The sequence below is a fragment of the Bartonella sp. MM73XJBT genome (assembly GCF_028618465.1).
Lineage (GTDB): Bacteria > Pseudomonadota > Alphaproteobacteria > Rhizobiales > Rhizobiaceae > Bartonella.
The window spans coordinates 60,716-82,715 of the sequence record NZ_JAQISY010000009.1; the positions used below are offsets into that span (position 1 = coordinate 60,716).

At 36.7% G+C, this 22,000-nt stretch carries 16 protein-coding genes and 1 pseudogene; 12 read left to right on the forward strand and 5 right to left on the reverse strand.

Annotated features, from left to right (window positions below):
• Positions 1-666: 666 nt before the first annotated feature.
• Together murJ and trpS are read left to right on the forward strand one after the other, a co-directional pair.
• The gene (gene murJ, locus PVV69_RS04785) at positions 667-2,238 is read left to right on the forward strand and encodes a murein biosynthesis integral membrane protein MurJ (protein WP_273756664.1); all 1,572 of its coding nucleotides are present in this window, start codon (positions 667-669) and stop codon (positions 2,236-2,238) included.
• Between the two features lie 79 nt (positions 2,239-2,317).
• A complete protein-coding gene (gene trpS, locus PVV69_RS04790; protein WP_273756665.1) occupies positions 2,318-3,388 on the forward strand; it encodes a tryptophan--tRNA ligase in 1,071 nt (356 codons plus the stop codon).
• A gap of 173 nt (positions 3,389-3,561) precedes the next feature.
• On the opposite strand, the gene PVV69_RS04795 is transcribed toward trpS, so the two are convergent.
• Positions 3,562-4,548 carry a phage DNA encapsidation protein gene (locus tag PVV69_RS04795; RefSeq protein ID WP_273756666.1) on the reverse strand — a complete coding sequence of 329 codons (987 nt, stop codon included), beginning with the start codon at positions 4,546-4,548 and terminating at the stop codon, positions 3,562-3,564.
• A gap of 194 nt (positions 4,549-4,742) precedes the next feature.
• Here PVV69_RS04795 and PVV69_RS04800 point away from each other — a divergent pair, with 194 nt between their 5' ends.
• Together PVV69_RS04800 and PVV69_RS04805 are read left to right on the forward strand one after the other, a co-directional pair.
• Positions 4,743-5,234, forward strand: a complete 492-nt coding sequence (locus PVV69_RS04800) for a universal stress protein (RefSeq protein ID WP_273756667.1) — start codon at positions 4,743-4,745, stop codon at positions 5,232-5,234.
• A gap of 51 nt (positions 5,235-5,285) precedes the next feature.
• Entirely contained in the window at positions 5,286-5,864 is a 579-nt protein-coding gene (locus tag PVV69_RS04805) for a NifU family protein (RefSeq protein WP_273721007.1), read from the forward strand.
• A gap of 618 nt (positions 5,865-6,482) precedes the next feature.
• Here PVV69_RS04805 and PVV69_RS04810 read toward each other — a convergent pair.
• From PVV69_RS04810 to PVV69_RS04820, 3 genes are all read right to left on the reverse strand, one after another.
• Positions 6,483-6,815: a zinc ribbon domain-containing protein YjdM gene (locus tag PVV69_RS04810; protein WP_273721006.1), complete on the reverse strand. Its 333-nt coding sequence runs from the start codon at positions 6,813-6,815 to the stop codon at positions 6,483-6,485.
• Between the two features lie 655 nt (positions 6,816-7,470).
• The gene (locus tag PVV69_RS04815) at positions 7,471-7,662 is read right to left on the reverse strand and encodes a hypothetical protein (RefSeq protein ID WP_273756668.1); all 192 of its coding nucleotides are present in this window, start codon (positions 7,660-7,662) and stop codon (positions 7,471-7,473) included.
• A gap of 1,052 nt (positions 7,663-8,714) precedes the next feature.
• Complete coding sequence (locus PVV69_RS04820; RefSeq protein ID WP_273756669.1) at positions 8,715-8,870, reverse strand: hypothetical protein; 156 nt, start codon at positions 8,868-8,870, stop codon at positions 8,715-8,717.
• Between the two features lie 379 nt (positions 8,871-9,249).
• On the opposite strand from PVV69_RS04820, the pseudogene PVV69_RS04825 reads away from it, so the two are divergent.
• The 8 genes and pseudogenes from PVV69_RS04825 to PVV69_RS04865 all read left to right on the forward strand — a co-directional run.
• Positions 9,250-10,396: pseudogene (locus PVV69_RS04825) on the forward strand (MFS transporter); the annotation flags it as partial.
• Positions 10,397-10,843: 447 nt separating this feature from the next.
• Positions 10,844-12,691 (forward strand): site-specific DNA-methyltransferase, encoded by a 1,848-nt coding sequence (locus PVV69_RS04835; RefSeq protein ID WP_273756672.1) that lies wholly within the window; start codon positions 10,844-10,846, stop codon positions 12,689-12,691.
• Between the two features lie 11 nt (positions 12,692-12,702).
• The gene (locus PVV69_RS04840; protein WP_273756673.1) at positions 12,703-15,666 is read left to right on the forward strand and encodes a type III restriction-modification system endonuclease; all 2,964 of its coding nucleotides are present in this window, start codon (positions 12,703-12,705) and stop codon (positions 15,664-15,666) included.
• A 252-nt stretch (positions 15,667-15,918) separates the two neighbouring features.
• A complete protein-coding gene (locus PVV69_RS04845; RefSeq protein WP_273756674.1) occupies positions 15,919-16,383 on the forward strand; it encodes a hypothetical protein in 465 nt (154 codons plus the stop codon).
• Positions 16,362-17,000 (forward strand): aminotransferase class I/II-fold pyridoxal phosphate-dependent enzyme, encoded by a 639-nt coding sequence (locus PVV69_RS04850; RefSeq protein WP_273756675.1) that lies wholly within the window; start codon positions 16,362-16,364, stop codon positions 16,998-17,000. The genes PVV69_RS04845 and PVV69_RS04850 overlap by 22 nt, the downstream gene beginning before the upstream one ends.
• Before the next feature lie 273 nt (positions 17,001-17,273).
• On the forward strand, positions 17,274-18,239 hold the full coding sequence (locus PVV69_RS04855; RefSeq protein ID WP_273756676.1) for a RimK family alpha-L-glutamate ligase: 966 nt from the start codon (positions 17,274-17,276) through the stop codon (positions 18,237-18,239).
• The gene (locus PVV69_RS04860; protein ID WP_273756677.1) at positions 18,226-19,404 is read left to right on the forward strand and encodes an MFS transporter; all 1,179 of its coding nucleotides are present in this window, start codon (positions 18,226-18,228) and stop codon (positions 19,402-19,404) included. The genes PVV69_RS04855 and PVV69_RS04860 overlap by 14 nt, the downstream gene beginning before the upstream one ends.
• Entirely contained in the window at positions 19,392-20,459 is a 1,068-nt protein-coding gene (locus PVV69_RS04865) for a hypothetical protein (protein WP_273756678.1), read from the forward strand. The genes PVV69_RS04860 and PVV69_RS04865 overlap by 13 nt, the downstream gene beginning before the upstream one ends.
• Before the next feature lie 107 nt (positions 20,460-20,566).
• On the opposite strand, the gene PVV69_RS04870 is transcribed toward PVV69_RS04865, so the two are convergent.
• Positions 20,567-20,701 (reverse strand): hypothetical protein, encoded by a 135-nt coding sequence (locus PVV69_RS04870; RefSeq protein ID WP_273755452.1) that lies wholly within the window; start codon positions 20,699-20,701, stop codon positions 20,567-20,569.
• Positions 20,702-22,000 lie beyond the last annotated feature (1,299 nt).

Sequence of the window (22,000 nt, forward strand, 5' to 3'; positions counted from 1 at the left end):
AGCAAGCCAGCACCATCATTTATCTTTGCCAGCTCCCAATATTACACGATAAAGCTTGCCTTAAAACAGTTCATAAGAGGTATTTTTACCCCTTGTACAGTTTTTACTCACACGCCACCCCCACTTGTAACGTGCAAGCAAATAGTCTTAATTGATTCAACATATGGGAAATGTACAATGACCATATTCAGTGCTCTCATTCAATATACAAAACAACAAATGATCGTTATAAATCAATATAATAGAAACGTCACTGTTCAATTATTCAACAGTCTACGAAGCATTCTCTTTTATAAAAACATTGAATGATCATAATGATATGCAAATCAATATGATCGCATAACGTACAATAAAGAAACCACATACTGCTCAAGTAAAAAATTCCATTGGTTTCCCATTCTTTCACGCTCTTTTCCACGTATTATATGACTCATATTTTTTACATTAAGGAAAAAGAAACTTTGTTTTTTTATCTAGAGAATGGAAATGTCACCATGACAAAGACAGCCCAAAGAATATCAATGCACTCTTATTGACAGAAGGATAAATACCGCCGTAAAACGTCTTAAGAAATGTATTATTTTATTAACATACTGATCAGATTTTTATGATCTAACAGAGTTTTTATGTAACGCCTCTTTTTCATGACAGTCCTAATGTGTTTTTATGATCCTATTTAAAAAATTTGCCACTGTTGCTTCTGGAACCCTGATGAGCCGTATTTTTGGCTTTATACGTGAAATGCTGATGGCTGCGGCGTTAGGAACGGGTCCTGTTTCCGATGCATTCAATGCGGCTTTTCGTTTTCCCAATACATTTCGTCGTTTTTTTGCTGAAGGTGCTTTTAATGCAGCTTTTGTTCCTCTTTTTGCAAAAAAAATTACTGAAGATGGTCAAGAGAGCGCATGCAAATTTGCCGAAGAAGTCTTTGGTGTTCTCTTTTCACTGCTGTTACTTTTAACCATTGCCATGGAATTAAGCATGCCATTTTTGGTAAGAACAATTATTGCACCAGGTTTTGCAGAGGATAGCACGAAATTTAACGCCACCATTCATTTTACCGCCATCATGTTTCCCTATCTCACATGCATGTCTTTGGCAGCCATGATGGGCGGCATGCTCAATGCCTTGCGACGCTATTTTATTGCAGCCATAGCCCCTCTTTTTCTCAATCTTATTTTAATAAGCGTGCTTGCCTATGCTTGGATTTATCAGCTTGACGCTTGGCATATTGGCTTAAATCTTTCTTGGGGTGTTTTAGCAGCAGGTATTCTCCAGCTCGCCTTAATTGCTATTGCTTTACGTCAAAGTGGCATGAAAATTTTTCTCCGCCGCCCTCATTTTAGTCCCAATGTGCGAAAACTTTTAACTCTAGCACTCCCTGCTGCCATCACGGGAGGCATTACACAGATCAATCTGCTCATCAATACCAATATTGCTTCCAGTCAATCGGGTGCAGTATCCTCTTTAATGTATGCCGATCGTCTTTATCAATTGCCCTTAGGTGTGATAGCAATTGCCATTGCCACTGTTCTTTTACCAGAATTAACCAAGGCTCTACGCAGCAAAAAACACCAAGAAACACACGATTTACAAAATCGCTCTATTGAATTAACTCTCCTGTTAACGCTCCCCGCAACCATTGCCTTTCTCCTGCTCTCCACTCCCATTGTCAGTTTGCTTTTTGAACGTGGACAATTTACCAGTGAATCTACCCAGCGTGTTGCACAATTACTAGAACTTTACGGACTAGGACTCCCAGCTTTTGTCCTCATTAAAGTGTTTATCCCTAATTTCTTTGCCCATGAAGATACCAAAACACCAATGATTTTCACCGGCATTAGTGTTTTCATCAATATCAATCTTGCCTTAATATTATTCCCTTTCCTTTCCGCACGCGGCATTGTTATTGCCGAAATTACCTCTGGATGGGTCAATACCCTTTTGCTTTGTTGCGTGCTTATCGAACGCGGTTATTGGAAATATGATGCACAACTGATAAAACGCATTGTTTGTCTGATGATTATCACTCTTTTGAGTGCTGGAGTTCTTTATTATCTTATCGATATACTTGGTTTTTTATCTTACCCTTTATCCTCACAAGCGTCTTTTTTCTTGCGTGCCAGCACTTTGAGCGGGATCATGCTTGTCCTATTCGTGGTCTATGTGAGTGCCTATTTTTTACTGGACACACGTTCCTTTTTTCTCACCCTCAAAAATTTCAAAAAACGTCTATGATCTTTTATCTTGCTTTCAGAAAAATGCTTTGTCACAAACCATAAAACGAATAACTTTACTGAAGAGAAAGAACTCTCCTATGGATACTTTCACACCGCTTGTCTTTTCCGGCGTACAACCGAGTGGTCACTTACATCTTGGCAATTATCTTGGTGCCATCAAACATTGGGTTGAACTACAGAGGTCCTACCATTGCCTGTATTGCGTTGTTGATATGCATGCTCTCACCGTAAATCCAGATCCACAGAACCTGATTGAATCAACCAGAGCAGTCACAGCCGCCTTTTTAGCTGCCGGGATTGATCCTCAAAAGCACATTATTTTCAACCAATCTCGGGTTTTTCAACATGCTGAGCTTGCCTGGATTTTCAATTGCGTTGCCCGCATTGGTTGGATGCAGCGCATGACACAATTTAAAGATAAAGCAGGAAAAGATCGTGAAAAAGCATCTCTTGGGCTTTTTGCTTATCCAAGTCTCATGGCAGCCGATATTTTACTCTACCGTGCTACGCATGTTCCGGTGGGAGAGGATCAAAAACAGCATGTTGAACTCACACGCGATATTGCACAAAAATTCAATAACGACTATGCTCAACGCATTGCAGAGTTGAATTTTGCTGTTTCAATACAAATAGATGATGAAAAAAAACAAGTTTTCTTCCCAATACCAGAAGCCCTCATAGGGGAAACAGCCATGCGCGTTATGTCGTTGCGCGATGGAACAAAGAAGATGTCAAAATCAGATCCTTCAGACTTTTCGCGCATTAATTTGACCGATGATGCTGATCTTATTGCCAAAAAAATACGCAAAGCAAAAACGGATTCTGCCCCTCTTCCTGACAGCCTTGCCGAGCTAGAAGGACGACCAGAAATTGATAATTTGCTTGGTATTTATGCAGCCTTTGCACAAGTCAGCAAAGAAAAGGCTCTTAAAGAGTTTTCAGGACAACAATTTTCGCTTTTTAAAACAGCCTTAGCTGATCTTGCTGTTGATAAGCTTTCCCCCATAACAGGGGAACTGCGTCGTTTGCATCAAGATAGCACTTATATTGACTCTGTTTTGCAAGATGGTGCACAACGTGCCAGTGTTTTAGCAGAAAAAAATATGAAAAAAGTCCGTGAAATTGTTGGATTTTTGCACAAGACATGAGACAAGAAAAATAGCTGTAAAAAATAAATTATACTCGAATTTTGAGAAAATATTTTTCTCATCTTACAGAAGATAATTTCTCACATGAGAAATCATCATTATTTTTGCTGTGCCTTATCTCATCGCTTAAACAACCATTTTTACAGCATAGTAGAGATAATTAATTCTCCTATTTAAACCTTTTTGATGAATGGTTCCATAGCTCTTTTAACATCCATTGTCTCAAAACAAATATCACCAAACCTTATAAATTTAGCTAATTGTTTAAGCTCGTAATCTTTTGAAAGACTTCCTTTAATTGCACCTTCGTGTAAAGTATCATCCATACTGTAGGTAATATAATCTTTATTAAAACCTTTTTTAATGAACAATTTATCAGATGCTAAAAAGACAGCTAATTTTTGGTTTTGAATGATAAGGTTAAAATAAGGTCTTTTGGGTATTGATTTCATTTTATTAACGAATGAATAATCATCATTAATACCAATAGCATTAACATTGTCATGGCCAATTAATATTGATTTCTTTTTAAAGAATCTAAATTCATTGATGTGGTAATTTTTTAAATTGAAGAAATCAAAATAAGGATTAAATCGGGAGACACTATTACTTAAACAAATTATACGCCCCTCATCACGGTGTCTAAAAACAGTTTCACATAAACTAATTAATTTCTCCGGTTCATTTTCTAAATATTTTTCCTGTTCACAAACATATTCATCAAAAATGATTGTTTTAACTTTAGGAAAAGGGGACTGTTTGTATTCAATAGCTGAAGATAGAGGGATTAAATACCCACAAAGCATATCATTTTTTGCTTTAAAGAGAGGTGGTTGTCTATATGGTATTTTTGATCCAGTTTCTCCTCCACCTTGAAACTCATCTAAGTAAATTTCTGAATTATAAAGGATATGTTGACCTTTGCATCTAAATTCAGATGGTTTAAGAATGCCTTTATCTTCTAAAGGAATAAACATAGCGTCTTTTACACGTTGAATTTCTTCTTGTGTACGACGTACATATATGAATTGTTCATCTCTTTTTTTGTAAGCATTACAAACAAAACGTAATGCGCTAAACGTTTTTCCTAATTCTTTATTACCATCTAAAAAACTCCATAGTGCATTATAGGAAAGAACTTTATCTAAATCATAACACATTGATTTCTCCCCGCAAAAAAATATTTTTATAATATAATTTCACAGAACCTTCTTTTAAAGACCTCCTTATTCAATTTTTTTCTAAAACGACAATATTTAAAAAATTCTATTGAAAATCTTTCAAAGTTACCTTTACTTAGATATTTGAATAAAGTTTATTTGAAATATTTTTGCCGAAAAAGAGAGAGAAAAGCATGGTTTCTAAGCAAAAAGATCGTAAAAGAGATCATAAGAAGAAAATTCTGGTCATTATCGATGAAACTCCAGAATGTCGACGTGCCGTTTCTTTTGCCGCACACCATGCCAAAAACACCAAGAGAACATTGGTATTACTCTGTGTTGTTGACACTATCGAATTTCAACATTTTCTAGGTGTCAATGATGTTATGCGAACGGAATCGACAGAAACTGCCCAAAAAATGTTGGGTGAAATTGCCAATGATATACACACGACCCATGCCCTTGAAACAGAAATCATGATGCGTGAAGGTAAAACAATCGATGAAATTGCCAAATTGATCGATGAGGATAAAGAAATCGCCCTTATTGTTTTAGCAGCCAGTGGACACACAGAAGGACCAGGACCACTTATCCAATTAATTGGCAACCGAGGAACAGCATTTTCCATTCCCGTCACTGTCATTCCCAGCAATCTTGCTGACGAAGATATTGAAGCGATTGCCTAAAAAGACTATTTGGATAGAGTGATTTCATCCCTCATAACAAAAGGAGCGTATATGTTTATACAAACTGAAGCCACCCCCAATCCTGCAACATTGAAATTTTTGCCAGGTCGTGTGGTTCTTTCTGAGGGCGTATTAGAATTCCGTGATCGTGAAGAAGCCGCTAAAAATTCGCCTTTAGCTGCAAAACTGTTTAACATTCCCAATGTTAATGGTGTTTTTTTAGGCTATGATTTTATCACTGTGAGCAAAAAAGAGGGTGAATGGCAACATCTCAAACCGGTTATTTTAGGCACCATTATGGAGCATTTTCTCTCTGGTGACCCCGTTATCGCCAGCAACGCTGTAATAGGGGCAAAAGCCCACGCCCTTAACGAAGAATTTTATGATGAAAAAGACGCTGATATCGTCTTAACAATTAAAGAGCTCCTTGAAACGCGTGTTCGCCCAGCCGTTGCCAATGATGGTGGAGATATTACTTTTCGTGGCTTTGAAAACGGTATTGTTTACCTCAATATGCGCGGTGCCTGTGCTGGATGCCCCTCTTCAACTGCAACACTCAAACATGGTATTGAAAATCTTTTACGCCATTTTATTCCAGAGGTTTTAGGAGTTGAAGCCATGCCGCAATAAAAACCAGCTTTGATAAAGCACTGATAAAAACAAACAGGATAATAAAAACATTACTTCTTAGAACTCTCTTACAAAAACCAACTTGGCAAGCAAGAACATTACGCCCTCTCTCACCCTAAACACCATAGGTGCACTTTCTCGATAAGAGTTCTATCATGCAAATGATATCTCTACAGTAGCTTGATTTATAAAGATAATTCTTTCACATGGTATCGTATTTAATTTTCTTCCCGCATATCGCAAGTTTCTTACATTTCAAATCCTCTTGAAAGGGAAGCAATAAACCATGTATATGTCCATAAACTGGCTTAATGTATGAGTAAAAACTTCAAGAAAACAAGTAAAATATCCTATAGATTGTCTCAGATGCTAAGAGCTTTTACAATCATTTTGAGTAGGTAGGCATTTTGAGTAGATCGGCATTTTAAACTGGTAGCAAGAATGCAAATACCAGCATGATGCTCTGACAAAGAAAACCACCACAAAACATTGGAGTCTATTTTCTTAAAGTACGCCTTTTCTTTAAAAGATTTAAAAAGAATTGAAACAGTTTTTGTTTTAAATCTCTAAATTCTGGTATACGCTTTAACAAAGGGAAAATATTTTACAAATTCTATATTAAATTTTTTTCACGAATTCAGATTTTAAGCCAATCTGACCAATTCCAGGAATCTTACAATCGATATTATGATCTCCCTCCACGAGACGGATATTTTTCACCTTCGTACCACTTTTGAGAACAGATGCAGCACCTTTAACTTTAAGATCTTTCACCACCATAACGCTATCCCCATTTGTCAAAATCTGACCATGAGCATCGTAAACGGCATCAGTAACAAGCTCTTCACTCTTTTGTGGCCACTCATGGGCACATTCAGGACAGACAAAATTGTCACCCTCTTCATAAGTATAAAGACCACTACAATGCGGACATTGAGGATATTGGTTCATAGTTGCCCTCTTTTCTTCAAGAAAAATCATTTCTTTGAGTGCTCATAGAGCAATCCGTATTCCTTGTCTATTGTCTCATAAAAAACAGCTCTCTTTTTCAATGCTATCTCCTCCTCTCGTAATAAGTAAACACTTCATAGCACCGCTCTAAAGGGCGATATTTCATAGGCTCCATAAACAAGCTTTCCCCTTATCGCTCACCCTATGCTTTAACAAAACACTCTATGCATAAACTTTATATGCCCTGCCTAAAGAATGGAGTTTCACGACATAACTGGATAACAGACTAGTGTTCATAACAGGCATTGTACAGCTTATCATAAAGAATTTTGATGTAATATACCACTCCCACTGAGCATGCATAAGGGAATGGTTGCTTGCTTCTCTCTCAAAAGAGCTTGAAATGAGAGGAGCTTAAGATATGTGGGAAGAAAATTCAAATTGAAATCATAATTTATCTTTATGAATCAATACACTTTAGTGATGTCATTTGCATGATAGAACTCTCATCGAGAAAGAGCACCTATGGAGCTTTATAAGAGAGAGAGAGGGAGTAGTGTTCTCGCTTATTGATTTGGTTTTTAGGAAAGATTTGAAGAAACTGATATTTTTGTTTCTCCGTTTGTTTGTATCAGTGTTTGATCAAAGCTAGTTTTTATTGCCACATAGCTTTAACACCTGAAACCTCTAGAATAAAATGGCGTAAAAATTTTCCAATACCATATTTTAGCGCCATAAGAGGCTTTCTCTTATAACCATGATTTTGGAGCGGCGTGAGAAGGACAAAACAATCCGTTTGATTGTTGGTCAAGAACTCTGTTAAGCGCCCCGTAAGCGGCTTGACCATTAAACCCAAGAATTATGAGTCCTCTCAACAAACGCGACTGTGACAGCATGATTTCTGTGAGCGAAGAGAACAACTTGAACAGCACACTGCTTGATTGCATGCAAAACACGCCATCACAAGGCTGTGTTCATTTTTATTGCCAATCCTCTCAAATTACTTTATGAATTAAAAGATGTTTTGGTCGTATACGCAACGACCAATAGGGATTCAAAAACCCGAAACCTCGATCCTAAAATGAAGCTACTGATGTGGGTGTCCCGGGATTCCGGGATTTTTTGTCATGTCCAGGTGCTGTTACAGCACTAAAAGCAAAAAAGCTGATTCGAGGTCAGTGTTTTTGACTCCCGGAATACCAATGCGAGGGCGCTCGCAGCCGGTGGGAGGGGAAATGCAAGGTAAAAATCTTCATAACGACAAATTCATTGATCAATTCGTTGGCAAAAAAATTCGCTTCAGACGAAACATGCTGAAAATGTCTCAAAAACAATTAGAACAGTCTTTAGGAGTAAGCTTCCAGCTCCCAATGTTACGACAGATCTTGCATTAAGACGATTTATAAGGACCATTTTTACTCCTTTCTTATACAAATTTGATTCACACACTCATCCCATTTGTTATATGCAAATGAGTGGTTTTGATTGATTCAAGATAAAGAGATTTGAAATGAAAGAATCTTACGTTATTCGAGGGGCTAATTCAATATGTATAACGCTAGATTAGCATTATAAATCAATACGTTGTACAATACATACCAAACTGCATATTCTTCAAATTCTATTCTTTGAGATAAAAATTTTAAAACTTATTTTGAGTCTGATATGAAAATATCAGCGTAATTTTGAAAAATGCCCACTTTACCATAGCGCCCTTAGCCATTCATTCGAACAGAACCAGTAACATGCAATCACATATTGGCGCAAATGGAAGAGGAACCATAGCAAACAGGATTCCATATTTTCAAAACTTACTGGAAAAAATGTTCCGCACTCGCTATAGTAAAATTATTGAAAAAACCCGGTTTCTCAAGCTTCATCTTGTCGAGAAGATATCTCTCAACGCCCCCACGCCCATTTCATAACAGCGCTCGTGAATAATATGACAGTAAATCCATGGAACATGCCCATCTTTACGCTTATGAAGGAACAAGCCGGCATCATCATACTCTCAGCTCCAAATGTTGCAACAACCTTTGCCTTGAGACGGTTCATGAGCAGCATTTTCATCCTTACTAAATCATGTTTATCTACACACTCATCCCACTTGTAAAATACAAGCAAATAGTTTTGGTCTTTTCAACGTGAGAGAAATTTACACTATTTGGGACTCTCATCCAACATGCAAAACAATGAATTATCTTTATAAATCAATTTACTGCCAAGAAGGAGAAGAGAGATTGTTTGGGTAAAGTTTATAGCATAAGTATTACATGAATGGTTTGAGATTTTCTGATAGAGCGCTATAAGGATATATCTCATGTGGCATAAGGGGGCCGCGTCTTTTATCACCCTCCTTAACTCATAAAAAGAGGAAAAAGAACTGAGCGTATTATGCAGCAAAGATATCATTTCTTATCTAACCACTGATAGAAGAATAGGAATCAAAAAGACTTGGCTCCTTGCAAACTTCATTTTTATGCTTGGATCGCTGGGGGTAGGATTAAGCTATGACTTTCAAACCATTATATCTGCTCGTATTATTCAAGGTTTTGGAACCGGTCTTTTGTTGCCCCTAAGCCAAACCATTATTGCCTTACAATTTGGACAAGAACGGGTGCGCCAAGCCATGGGCACCATAGCCGTACCAACAGTTTTTGCTCCTGCCTTTGGTCCACTGGTAGGTGTATCACTTGCTCAGTATGTATCTTGGCGCTTGTTATTTTTTATCAATATTCCGCTTATTTTCTTGGCAGTCGCCATTGGGGCAAAATATTTAACAACCAACGAAACAGAAAAAACAAAATTTAACCTACTTGCATTTTTAGCGTTTTCCATATCCCTTATTTCATTTTTTTATCTCACAGAAGCCGCAAATAGAAACAACAACAACACCGTATATATCCTAGCACTTATAGCGGTGCTCTCTCTCATATGCTTTATTGTTTTTAATCAGAACGCAAAAAACAAATTAATCGTCTTTAGCGGATTTACAAATGCACGCTACACATTGCTTATGATCATGGGGCTTATTGCTTCATTTCTTTTTTACAGCTTTCTGGTTTATTTCCCATTAGCCCTTGCCACAGAAGAGCCCCATGAAAAGAGCCTCCTTATCATCGGCGCGGTCCTTTGCGCTGCAAGGGATAGGAGCATGGATTGGAAGAAAATTTATTTACCAGCAATGGAAAGAAAAATCTCCCTTTTTCATGATCGGCATTGGTTTGGTGATATCAAGCTTTGAATTATTATGCTTTGGCTATCATATAAGCATAGATGGACTAGGATTCTTGCTAAGAGGCGTAGGACTTGGCATTACCACCATTGTATGCCTATCCGCGCCCATCCAATATGTCAATCGTTTATACGTCAAAGATACGGCTGTTATCACACGTATATTACAGCAAATAGGAGGAGCCTTAGGGGGAGTATTTGCTGGCTTTTTGCTTCATTTGTTGCAAGAGGAATATCTTTCCTTAAGCCAAACATATCTTATATTTTTTCTCTTCTCTATCTCTGCATTTTTACTGTTTTGCCTCGCATTTTTCTTATCACCCAAAGAGAAGAACTCTGATTTGTGATATAGTTTTTTGAAAAATTCATAACACTTGCAATGGTGATAAAATTATACAGTATTTACCACTGTTGAAAAAACAACGTGACTAATTCTCATATCTCAGGCAAAATATAAAAAATTCTATAGTCACAAGCCATTTAAAAAAATATTTTTTATAAATCTTTTGCGCTTATTATACAGACATAAAAAAAATCGTATCATTACTTGCAATACAAGTAACTGACATAAGGAATTCCACATGGAATTACCAAAATAGTCTTTTACAAATTGTAATATTAGAGCAAAAACTTCACTTGCTAAATTATACAAAAATAAAATAAGAAATGCATTTTAACAAATGTCAAAGAAAATTATTTTATAAAAAAGTGCAAAAGACCACAAAACACCCAACACAAGCTTAAAAGACAATAAAAAACACGTGAGCAATATGGAAAAGCTAGACGGCAAAAGCATGGATATCGTGGAACAAAATATTAAACAGTTTAAACAACTGTTTCCTGAAGTATTTTCAGAAGGAAAAATTAAATTCGACCAGCTGCAAGAACTTTTAGGAAATTATGTCATTAAGGATGAAGAGCATTATAATTTCACATGGCATGGGAAACGTGCAGCAAGTCGTCTTGCTCAAACACCAAGTACAGGAACACTACGCCCTTGCAAACAAGAAAGTATAGATTGGGACACTACACAAAATCTGTTTATTGAAGGTGACAATCTCGAAGTTTTAAAACTTTTGCAAAAAACCTATCACCGTCAAATAAAAATGATTTATATCGACCCTCCCTATAATACAGGTAATGATTTTGTTTATAAAGACGACTTCAAAGACGGCATAAAAAATTATCTTGAAATGACAGGGCAATTGGATAATGAAGGCAAAAAAATAGGGACGAATTCAAGCAGTGCAGGACGTTATCATACCAACTGGCTCAATATGATGTACCCACGCTTAAAATTAGCACGCAACCTGCTTCGTGATGATGGTGTTATTTTTATCTCTATTGATGATAAAGAACAAGTTAATCTCAAAAAACTTTGCGATGAAGTATTCGGAGAAGAAAACTTTATAGAATCGTTCGTGTGGCATAAAAAAACCCCTCCTAATAATGTGATAGTTGGCTCCGTACATGAATATATTTGTATGTACGCAAAAAACAAAGAGTGTTCTGAATTGTTTTTATTGCCGCGAGATATAGAAAAAGATCAAGATTACAAAAATCCTGATAATGATCCAAGAGGACGTTGGAAACCAGATAATTTAACTGCAGCAGCTAAAGGTGGTCGTTCTACAAAAAGTCTACTGTATACAATCACCAACCCCATAACAAAGCAAAAACACAAACCTCCCAAAGGAAGAATGTGGGCAGTTCCATACAATGTTATGCAACAAAAAATAAACAATGGAACTGTTTATTGGGGAAAAAACAATAGGGGGCGCCCTATGGATAAACGTTTTTTAAAAGAAACACGCAATGGGCGAGTAGCATCAACTTTATTAAATGATGTAGGCACAAATAGTTCAGCATCAAAATATCTAAATAAACTGTTTTCTGGACTAGTTTTATTTGAAACTCCAAAACCAGTTAATCTTTTACAAAGATTGCTGCAAATATCAACCACCCAAAATGATCTCATCCTTGATTTTTTTGCAGGTTCTGGCACCACAGCGCATGCGGTGATGCAGTTAAATGCCGAAGATGGTGGAAAGCGACGTTGCATTTCAGTGCAACTCCCCGAACCCACAGAAGAAAAATCCGAAGCTTTCAAAGCTGGCTATAAAAATATTGCGGAAATATCCAAAGAACGCCTGCGCCGTGCTGGAAAAAAAATCAAAGAAGAGCAAAGTAAAAAACTGGATTTAAATAACAGTAAATGGCTTGATCTAGGCTTTAAAGTTTTCAAGCTTGATAGTTCGAATATCAAACGCTGGGAAGCAGATTTCGACACACTAGGAACAGACCTGATTAATGCCGTAGACTATCTCAAACAGGACCGTTCCAATGAAGACCTACTTTATGAAATTCTTCTCAAATACGGGCTTGATCTAACTGTTTCCATAGAAATGCGTCTCATTGCCAAAAAAAATATCTACATTATTGGACATGGCACTTTGATTGTCTGTTTAGATACAGATATCGATATGGATGTTATCAAGAGCATTGGCACCCTTAAAGAAGAGCTAAAGCCGGATATGATGCGCGTTGTGTTCAAAGATGACAGTTTTAAGGATGATGTTGTTAAAACCAATGCTCTCATGTGCCTAAAACGCTATGGCATTTCTGATGTTAAAAGCCTGTAGAGAAAATAGCTATGAAAATTAAATTTGATCCCAATCAACATCATCAACGTCGTGCATGGGAAGCTGCTGCAGGAGTTTTTGAAGGCCAAGAACTTGATAAAGCTCTGTTCTCTATGCCTTCATTAAGCAAAAATGAATTTGAAACTCACTTAATACAGCAAAGTGATATAGGCTTTGGCAACCGCTTATGTCTTTTACCTGAAGAAATATTAGAAAACGTTCAAAATATTCAACTCCGTAATGGTTTAAAGCAAACTAAAGAGTTAAAAAGCTTTGATTTTACCATTGAAATGGAAACAGGTACGGGAAAAACCTACGTATATCTACGATCTATTTTTGAAATGAATAAACGTTATGGTTTTTCGAAATTTATTATTGTGGTTCCTAGCATCGCGATTAAAGAAGGCGTTTTTAAAACTCTAGAAATGGCAAGAACGCATTTTAAAGAGCAATATGATAATATTCCCTTTGACTATTTTGTTTATGACTCTAGCCGATTGGAGAAAGTGCGTAGTTTTGCCAGCAATGATTATATCCAAATTATGGTGATCAATATTGATGCTTTCCGCAAAAGCTTTACTGATCCATCAAAAGAAACCAGCGCAAATATTATCCACCGCTGGAATGATAAAATGCAAGGCGTACCAATTGATTTCATAAAATCTACTCACCCCATTGTGATTATTGATGAACCCCAAAGTGTGGACACTACTGCCAAATCAGGAGAAGCAATCAAAGCTCTTAATCCACTTTGCACCTTCAGATACTCTGCGACACATATTGATAAACACAATATGCTCTATAAGCTGGATTCCATTGATGCTTATGATCAAAAACTAGTAAAGCAGATTGAAGTCGCTTCTATTCAAGTAAAGGATGGGCACAACAAAGCGTATATTAAGCTATTGGCTGTTGATAATAAGAAAGGTCACCGCGCCAAGATTGAACTAGATATCCAGAAAAAAAACACGATTAAACGTATTGAAAAATGGGTAAGACAAGGAGATGATTTGCTTCGTATATCTGGCGGTCGCTCTCTTTATGATGGTTACGTTGTAAATGATATTTATTGCGAAGAAGGCAATGAATATATCGACTTCACCAGTAAGCCAGATATTATTCGCCTGCACCATGCGATTGGTGATGTAAATGAGGATGAGTACAAAAGACTACAAATCCGCAAAACTATTGAAGAGCATTTAGATAAAGAGCTAAAGCTCACACCAATGGGAATTAAGGTCCTTAGTCTTTTTTTCATTGATAAAGTGGCGAATTATCGAGACTACACTGCTTTTGAGCAAAAAGGCAAATACGCTCTCATTTTTGAAGAAGAATATGCAAAGGCAATTAAAAAGCCGAAATACCATAGCCTTTTTTCTGAAATGGATACGGATAGTCTACCCTCACAGGTTCACAATGGTTATTTTTCTAGTGATAAGAATGGTGTTAAAGACACTAACGGTTTTACAAAAGCGGATGAGGATACCTATAGCCTTATTATGAAAGATAAGGAAAAACTTCTTAGTTTTGCTTCTAAGTTAAAGTTTATTTTCTCTCATTCCGCTCTAAAAGAAGGATGGGACAATCCCAACGTCTTCCAGATCTGTACACTCAATGAAACAAAATCCACCATAAAAAAACGCCAAGAAATTGGGCGCGGGCTTCGTATTGCTGTGAATCAGGATGGAGAACGTGTCTACGGTTTTGAGGTTAACACACTAACGGTTATGGCTAACGAGTCCTACGAAACTTTTGTTGATGATCTGCAAAAGGAAATAGAAAAAGAAGAGGGAATATGTTTTGGTCTTATTGAAGAACATGCCTTTGCCAATATTGTCATTGAGAAAGAGACCGGAGAGCAAGCGTTTCTTGGTGCCAAAGCCTCAGAAATCCTTTGGAATAATTTCTTGGAAAGACAATATATTGACCAGCACGGCAAAGTAACAGACAAACTAAAAAAAGCTCTGAAAGAAGAAGCTATTGCGCTCCCTGAACAATTTGAAATGCAAAGACACATTATTACAGCTACTCTTAAAAAGGTTGCTGGCGGATTAAATATTAAAAACAATGAGGATAAACGCACAATACACTTAAACAAAGCTGTTTTTGAAAGTTCTGAATTCAAAGAACTATGGGATCGTATTAAATATAAAACCCTCTATAATGTAGAATTTAATCCAAAGAAGCTTATTGAAAAGTGTGCCACGAGCATTCAAAACAACCTCATTGTTAGCAAAACAAAGTTCAATTATACTCGAGCAAAGACTGAAATCAGTAAAGCCGGTGTAAATATCACTGAAAGTAAGGAAAGCACTCATATATATGATGTGCGTGATTATCAAATTCCAGATATTTTAAGTTACCTCCAGAATGAAACTAATCTTAAGAGACGCTCCATTCTTGATATCTTACTCAAAAGTGGGCGCTTAAATGACTTCAAAAACAATCCCCAAAAATTCATTGACGAAATAAAAAAGCTTATCAAGCGCGAGATGCAGCGTTTTATAATTGATGGTATCAAATACTACAAAATTGGTGATCAGCATTTTTATGCACAAGAGCTTTTTGAAAGTGAAGAGTTGATTGGATATTTGAATAAAAATATGATTGAATCCGACAAATCGGCCTATGATCATATTATCTATGATTCAGATATTGAATCTGATCTTGCACAATCATTTGAAAAAAATGAAGAGGTAAAGGTTTATGCCAAACTGCCTATGTGGTTTAAAATTGATACCCCACTTGGATCATATAGTCCCGATTGGGCTGTTTTATTCGAACGAGACGGGCAAGAAAGGCTATATTTTGTGGTGGAGAGCAAAGGAACTGTTTTCGAAGACATGTTGCGCGATACAGAAAAAGCAAAAATTCATTGTGGCCGCGAACATTTCAAAGCTCTAGGAGGAAACACCCAATATATCGTTACTGATAATTATGAAACTTTTCTCAATCAAGTAATTCAAAAAAAATAAAATAACTCTTAGAGTAACCATTTTGGCTATTTATTCATATGTTGACATATCTATAAAGTTAGTACACCCTCTTCGTAAAGGATACAATGGAGGAGCAAGAATGCGGGACGTCAATCGATTATCAAATAGAACGGGAAACAATCAAAACCATCACAAGAGGATATAGTCAAAGTTCCCAATGACCTGACGATTGTTGCACGAACATCAGGGCGCAGTGTTGTTACTAAGTCAGGGGAGACTTATGTTGATTTTATGTCGTGTTCGTATCTAGGGTTAGAATGTCATCCAGCATTAAGTGATGCCGTAAAATCTTCTATAGAGAAGTTTGGTGTGCAATATGCAGCCGCGCGAACGCGTGCAAAATGTATATTATTTGATGAACTTGAGTTAAAATTAAATACCATTTTTCTCGATTCCCATTCTGTCATATTTAATTCCGTAGGTGCAACCCATCTTGCGGTTATGCCTATCTTAGGTTCAGGAGAGCTTCCAGGATATCCTATAAAAATGAATGGAATTTTATGGATTGTTGATAAAGAAACGCACGCGTCAGTGCAAATCTTACGTGGTATACTCGAACAATTTGGCAATTATATAAGAATTTCATTTAAAGATATTACAGCACTAGAGAAAAGGCTACAGGAAAGTAAATTCAAAATAGAACACCTGTTTTGGTATCTGACTCTCTCGGTTCTATGGGAGGAGCAAACGATATAAGAAAGTTAACAGAATTAGCGAAGCTGTACAACGGATACTATTATGCAGATGATGCACATGGTACCTCAATTATCGGAAAAAATGGCTGTGGTTATACACTGCATTTACTAGAAGAATACAAAGAAAATCTTATTTTAATTTCTTCCCTGTCAAAAGCATTTGGTTCCCATGGTGGTTCAGCTTCATTTAGCAACAAAGAAGCTGCATCTTTTATTAAGAAATATGCTCTTAACTATATTTTCAGTGGTCCACCTTCTCTCCCAGGAATAGCAGCTTGCCTTGCTTCTGCAGATATTCATCTTTCACAAGAAATTAACCAACTTCAATGTAAACTGCACGAAAATATCTCTTATTTTGATCAAAGAGTCTCCAACGTTGCGGTACAGGAAAGGCTGAGCCCCATTAGATCCATCTTTATGGGAGCCGAAGACAAAGCAATAAGAGCCTCATATAATTTAAGAAAGCGCGGTTTTTTGGTTACAGCGGCAATGTACCCAACAGTGGCTAAAAAGAAAAGCATTATTCGTGTGGCAATATCAGCAGCGCATACTCAACATGATCTCGAAATATTCGCGGCAAATATGAATGAATTGATAGAGCTCTCCTCTGCTCACTGAAACGATCACGATTTATTAAAAAGCAGAGGTATTGCATAAATGGATTACCAGTAAAGCCCCTACCTTTAAACCAGCATATTGAAAAGATTTCTTCTAAATCATGCAAACGCAAGCAAAACAAAAAGGCCGTTTTAATCCGCTCATGACTAAAATAATAAAGAAATGCTACCCGCCATCAATATCAATCGTTAGAGGCTTCATACATTCTCAAAATTGATGAAAAAATTAAAATATTTTTTCTCTATCAAATGTCATCATGAAAAGGATTTAACGATGAAACTTTATTGGATTGTTGCGCAAGAAGAACATGCAAACGCACAGAATATAGAATATTCCTATTCAGAATATACAGAAGAGTTTAATAAAAGAGGCATCGAATTTCAGTTTTTAAAGTTAGAAGACTGCCTCATCAAAGCAAATCATACAGGTGAATTTATTTTTTTATATCAAGGTGTCCCGCTAAATCCAGATTATTCAGCATATATTTTATCCAAAGCAGATCTCAACCCACAAGCAAGAGCCATCAGTTTCACATTAAGAAATTATTTTAGGGTAAGTGGTATTCACCTTCTTAATGAATGCATTTATGGAGTAGAAAATCTTGAATGGGATAAAATTGCGCAAATGGCATTAGCACGTAAGCTAGGAGCTCCAGTCCTTCCATTCACGATATGTGGCTATCACAAGCAAACAGTACCTACAATCATATCTTTTATTTCATCAGAATATGAATCCTTTATTTTCAAACCCATAGGCTCAGGAATGGGATTTGGTGTCATTAAATCAGATGGATTGCAACATGCCATGAGTATAGGAAATCTGATCTCAACTTCTTCTTCTGGGTATTTCTTAATGCCTTTTGTAAAGAATGCACAGGATGTAAGATTTTTCTTTATATCAAGAAAACTCTGTTTTGTAGAATTCCGCAAACCTCAAGAGAACAACTATATTGGAAATGTAGCACGCGGAGGCACAAAAACGATTCTTACAGAAGCGGCTTTTATAACCGCATATGGCAAGAAAAAATTCTATCCTGAAATGCTCGGTATTTCTAAAAACATCGTAGAAAAAACAAAAAACAATATTCTTGCAGTGGACTGGCTGGTGAATCAAGAAGGATACTATTTCAACGAAATGTGCACAGCGGAAACAGGGCTGACAAAACTTCCTCAAGAGATACAACAAAATGTATTTGACCATTTAACAGCACTTCTATGGAAATTCCATGTGCAAAAATAAAATTACTTTTTTCATCTATAGCGCAGTTTTTCTTTCTGAATTTTCCTTTTTCTTTGTACTCCCTCTGCTTGGAAACTCTTCTCTCATAACTGCTGCAAATGTTGCTTTTTATCTGGCTGGATCGGTAATCCTTGAAAGCATTCTCATGGTAACCACAACGGGTTTATTAGAAAGATTTTCGCGTAAACTTTTAATGGCTACCGCCTTTATTTTAAGGAGTACCGCTTTTGTATGCGTTATCCTATCGCTCATGCCTTCTGCATGGTTTATCTTTTTTACCTTAATGGCTTTTTCGAAAGCAATTTCAAAGCCATTTTTGAGAGAAATTTTATCAGAACATCTCAATGGAAGTGCTCTTAAACGTGCATTAACTCTCTATTCTTTTTTTCAAAACGCTGCGGTTGTTATCGCCCCTCTTGTTGCAACAAGTGCCATAAAATATAACGCATCAGCTTTTCTAATGGTTTTTTTTGCACTCATTGGTCTGTATCTTTGTGTTCTATCTCTCAAAATTGTTTATCACTACCCCCATAAAACATCATTTCTTGAAAAGGATAAAAAAACAAAGAAACCTTTTCTTTCTTTTTTTAAAACAATAATACATAATCGTTCTATTGCTTATTTGCTGATCACGGCTTTGCTTTGTGCATTACTCATGGGAATTTTCATCACCACTACAACACTTCTCAGTAAATTTGATAGCAATCTCGCTCCTTATAGTGGGATTTTCTTTTCAATTGTTGGTATTAGCATTTGTATCTGGCAGGGGGTAATCAATAAACATCTTACCCTTTCCGATAAAGCAACTTTTTATCTGCTCTGCTTTATGGGAGGTTTCTCCTCATTTTTCCTCATGGGTGGTATCTTTACCGCTGTGACTGCTTTAATTGCATACAGTATCTATGAATCTGTCATGGTTCCAGAGATATACTATCAAGCAGGGAAAACAACCACATCCCTCTCTTCTAGTGTTCTTTTTAGTTATATTCTTGTTGTTTCAAATATTGGCCAAGCTATAGGCTCATGGACAAGTGGATGGATCATCAGCCATTTCAACAATCATATCGCTGTGCTTTTTGGCATGATTGTTGGTATCTGCGCCTTTGCCTCTTGCCTGTGCCTCATGCAGACTAAAAAAAATAGGGACCTTCAATGTCACATATAATTTTTGCTACTGGGGGCACAACAAGAGTGCCTAAAACACTTCGCCATAAATGGCTCAATTATGAGTTTGTAACACACTCTGCAGCAAAAAAGCTCGAAACTGTTTTTAAAAATTGCTCTGTAAGCTCCGTGGCAAATTGCCTCACAGCTGGAGGATTATGGGGTGGATTTTTATTTGCACATGAAGTTTGTAGACTACTCAAAATAACATATTATCCATTTGCCTCTATGGTTGATCTTGAGACTTTGAGTTCCGCTATCGAAGAATTTTCTATCGATACCATCATTTGCCTGCCAAGTTTTGCGGATAAACTTATTACGATATCTCGGAAGCAAAAATTAAAATCTTTAAAAAACCTATTCTATCTTGGAGAAGCCTTTCAACCTGAATCTGTGATAAAAATAAAAGACGTAATACCTGAATTAAATATTAAACCTCTTAGCTTTACCACCCAAGAAACTGGTCCAATAGGATTCCAGTGTTCTGAGATTGACGGTGACGTTTATCATCTTTATGATCACATTCAAGTAAAATCAAATCCTGAAAATGATGAATTAATAGTATCTGTTTTTTATCCTGATGATGCACCATTACTTGAACACGCCACAGGTGATGTTGTCCATATTGTATATCATCAATCATGTGACTGTGGTTACTGTGGACATAACTTACACCTGAAAGGAAGAACACCAGCTTTCTATAATATTATGGGCACTTCGATTTCTATTCACGATTTCACAAATGTCTTGAATCTTCAAGGTTGCGCTCTTTCGGCTACAGATATTCAACTCATTATCGTAAACCAATTTGAACACGGCGTTGGAGTTTTATTGTTCATTGATTCACGTTACACTCGTGAAAGAAGCGCTCTTTTATCATCGCTCTTATCATCTTATTTAATAAAAGATATTATCAATAAATCACAATTTTTCCATGTTTACTTTATGCAAAAATCTCAATTTATTCGCTCCTCAAGCTCTAAAAAAATAAAATCCTTTTTTCAAACGACTGAATATCCTATAGTGCTTGATGGTGATTTAGTAGAAATTAAATAAGCTAAGATTGCGATTTCCCACAAACGTTCTTGTGCTTCCTTGTTTTTTCCTTCATACGCGCTTAATTTTTAATGTGGTATATTCTCTTTCATTTATATCTTAGAGCTTCATGGATCAGCCATAATAGAAAATTTTCGAAAAAACGTACCACGACGACCAGCATCTGAGTGTGTTCCTTCTTGAATTCTGATAAAAAATAGTTCTATTCTTACATGACATTGCCCTTTTCTTTTTTCAGGCATTCTGCCATCACCATAATATTTCACCTCTTCTATTTTCTTCTAGGATAAATTATGTGATCGTTTTACCCACTACAGTGTACAGAGTTTTTCTTTGTATTACGGATAAATATGGCAATGATCCCCTTGCCATAACATCTCTCTCATCATGGAGGTTTAGTTTTTTACCTATTGATAACACGCAATAATTCTATGGCATAACATTTGCAATTGAGTTGTTACACGCGTTTCTCCCTTCCGCGCTGCCATCTCCTTCTTCGGACCTCAGTGGGCAATTTCTGCAAAAGCAACTAGTCCCCTCTAAGGGCGTAGGATGGTCAAAAAAGGATGGGGATTGTGGTCAAGGGATGGTGCGAAGATAAGGATATATATGCGGATTGTACATAGGATAATGCAAGAGATATTGTAAAAGAAGAGGAGCTGAGCTTAGGTTTAATTTTTGAGAGCCCTTTCCGCGCATAATGACGTATCTATACGCTTTTCACCTACTCACCTTGCGTCAGAAAGAATAATGTTTGCCTACCCTATTACGCTCGATTTCGTTTCTTTCACGGCGGAGGGAAGATATACTGAGCCATCTCAGAGTGCTCACCATAAGGTCTGGTTCAAGGTAGTCCACGCCCTTAGAGCCTCAGTAAACCATACAAATGATCAGCAGATGGTGTCCACCAAAAGAAGCTTTATTATTCACAAACCAGCATGAGTAGGAATCTTCATCATTTGATGATATGGGGAGCAAACCAACTTTGTAAATCAATCTCTTGACTTATAATGGAGTAAACTCTGTCTTGGTATTTTTGCACACATTCACAAACACTATTGAGAAATCAGAGGCGCATATCCTCTCAACCTCTTGTTTTGTTAGCAGCTCTTGCGCTTAAAGAATGATAGTTTCTGTTCAATCTCCCTTTGAGAGATATTACACTCTTTTTTATTCATACATCCTATTGATTTTATGTGATTTTTAAGGTTCTGGGTTCATAAATAAAGGTTAGGGAATAGGATTTTCCAACATGGCTCTATAAAATAGATCTTATTCTGCAAACTTCCTCCACTAATTTTTTTAATTTTGCTATGTCCTCTTGCTAAAAATTCTCTAAAGTTTTAACAAACATACTAGGAATTTCAGAGAAAACCGCATAACATTTGCAATACTCTATAAGAGATCATATAATATTTGCACTGTTAGAGACCATCAACGACTATGAAAGCGCACTGAACGGGCAAATTTCTTAAGCTATTTTTTCTATTTAGCCCTTTCAGCAGGGATTTCTTTCCCCCAATGACATGGCAATGAGCGTT

Excerpts from the sequence above, each read along its gene's own strand:
- PVV69_RS04805 (WP_273721007.1), top strand. The coding sequence starts at position 5,286 with ATGTTTATACAAACTGAAGCCACCCCCAATCCTGCAACATTGAAATTT.
- PVV69_RS04865 (WP_273756678.1), top strand. The coding sequence starts at position 19,392 with ATGTCACATATAATTTTTGCTACTGGGGGCACAACAAGAGTGCCTAAA.
- PVV69_RS04810 (WP_273721006.1), bottom strand. The coding sequence starts at position 6,815 with ATGAACCAATATCCTCAATGTCCGCATTGTAGTGGTCTTTATACTTAT.
- trpS (WP_273756665.1), top strand. The coding sequence starts at position 2,318 with ATGGATACTTTCACACCGCTTGTCTTTTCCGGCGTACAACCGAGTGGT.
- PVV69_RS04815 (WP_273756668.1), bottom strand. The coding sequence starts at position 7,662 with ATGGTCAAGCCGCTTACGGGGCGCTTAACAGAGTTCTTGACCAACAAT.
- PVV69_RS04855 (WP_273756676.1), top strand. The coding sequence starts at position 17,274 with ATGAAACTTTATTGGATTGTTGCGCAAGAAGAACATGCAAACGCACAG.
- PVV69_RS04800 (WP_273756667.1), top strand. The coding sequence starts at position 4,743 with ATGGTTTCTAAGCAAAAAGATCGTAAAAGAGATCATAAGAAGAAAATT.
- PVV69_RS04860 (WP_273756677.1), top strand. The coding sequence starts at position 18,226 with ATGTGCAAAAATAAAATTACTTTTTTCATCTATAGCGCAGTTTTTCTT.
- PVV69_RS04870 (WP_273755452.1), bottom strand. The coding sequence starts at position 20,701 with ATGCCTGAAAAAAGAAAAGGGCAATGTCATGTAAGAATAGAACTATTT.
- PVV69_RS04795 (WP_273756666.1), bottom strand. The coding sequence starts at position 4,548 with ATGTGTTATGATTTAGATAAAGTTCTTTCCTATAATGCACTATGGAGT.
- PVV69_RS04845 (WP_273756674.1), top strand. The coding sequence starts at position 15,919 with ATGTCGTGTTCGTATCTAGGGTTAGAATGTCATCCAGCATTAAGTGAT.
- murJ (WP_273756664.1), top strand. The coding sequence starts at position 667 with ATGATCCTATTTAAAAAATTTGCCACTGTTGCTTCTGGAACCCTGATG.
- PVV69_RS04850 (WP_273756675.1), top strand. The coding sequence starts at position 16,362 with ATGGGAGGAGCAAACGATATAAGAAAGTTAACAGAATTAGCGAAGCTG.
- PVV69_RS04835 (WP_273756672.1), top strand. The coding sequence starts at position 10,844 with ATGGATATCGTGGAACAAAATATTAAACAGTTTAAACAACTGTTTCCT.
- PVV69_RS04820 (WP_273756669.1), bottom strand. The coding sequence starts at position 8,870 with ATGAACCGTCTCAAGGCAAAGGTTGTTGCAACATTTGGAGCTGAGAGT.
- PVV69_RS04840 (WP_273756673.1), top strand. The coding sequence starts at position 12,703 with ATGAAAATTAAATTTGATCCCAATCAACATCATCAACGTCGTGCATGG.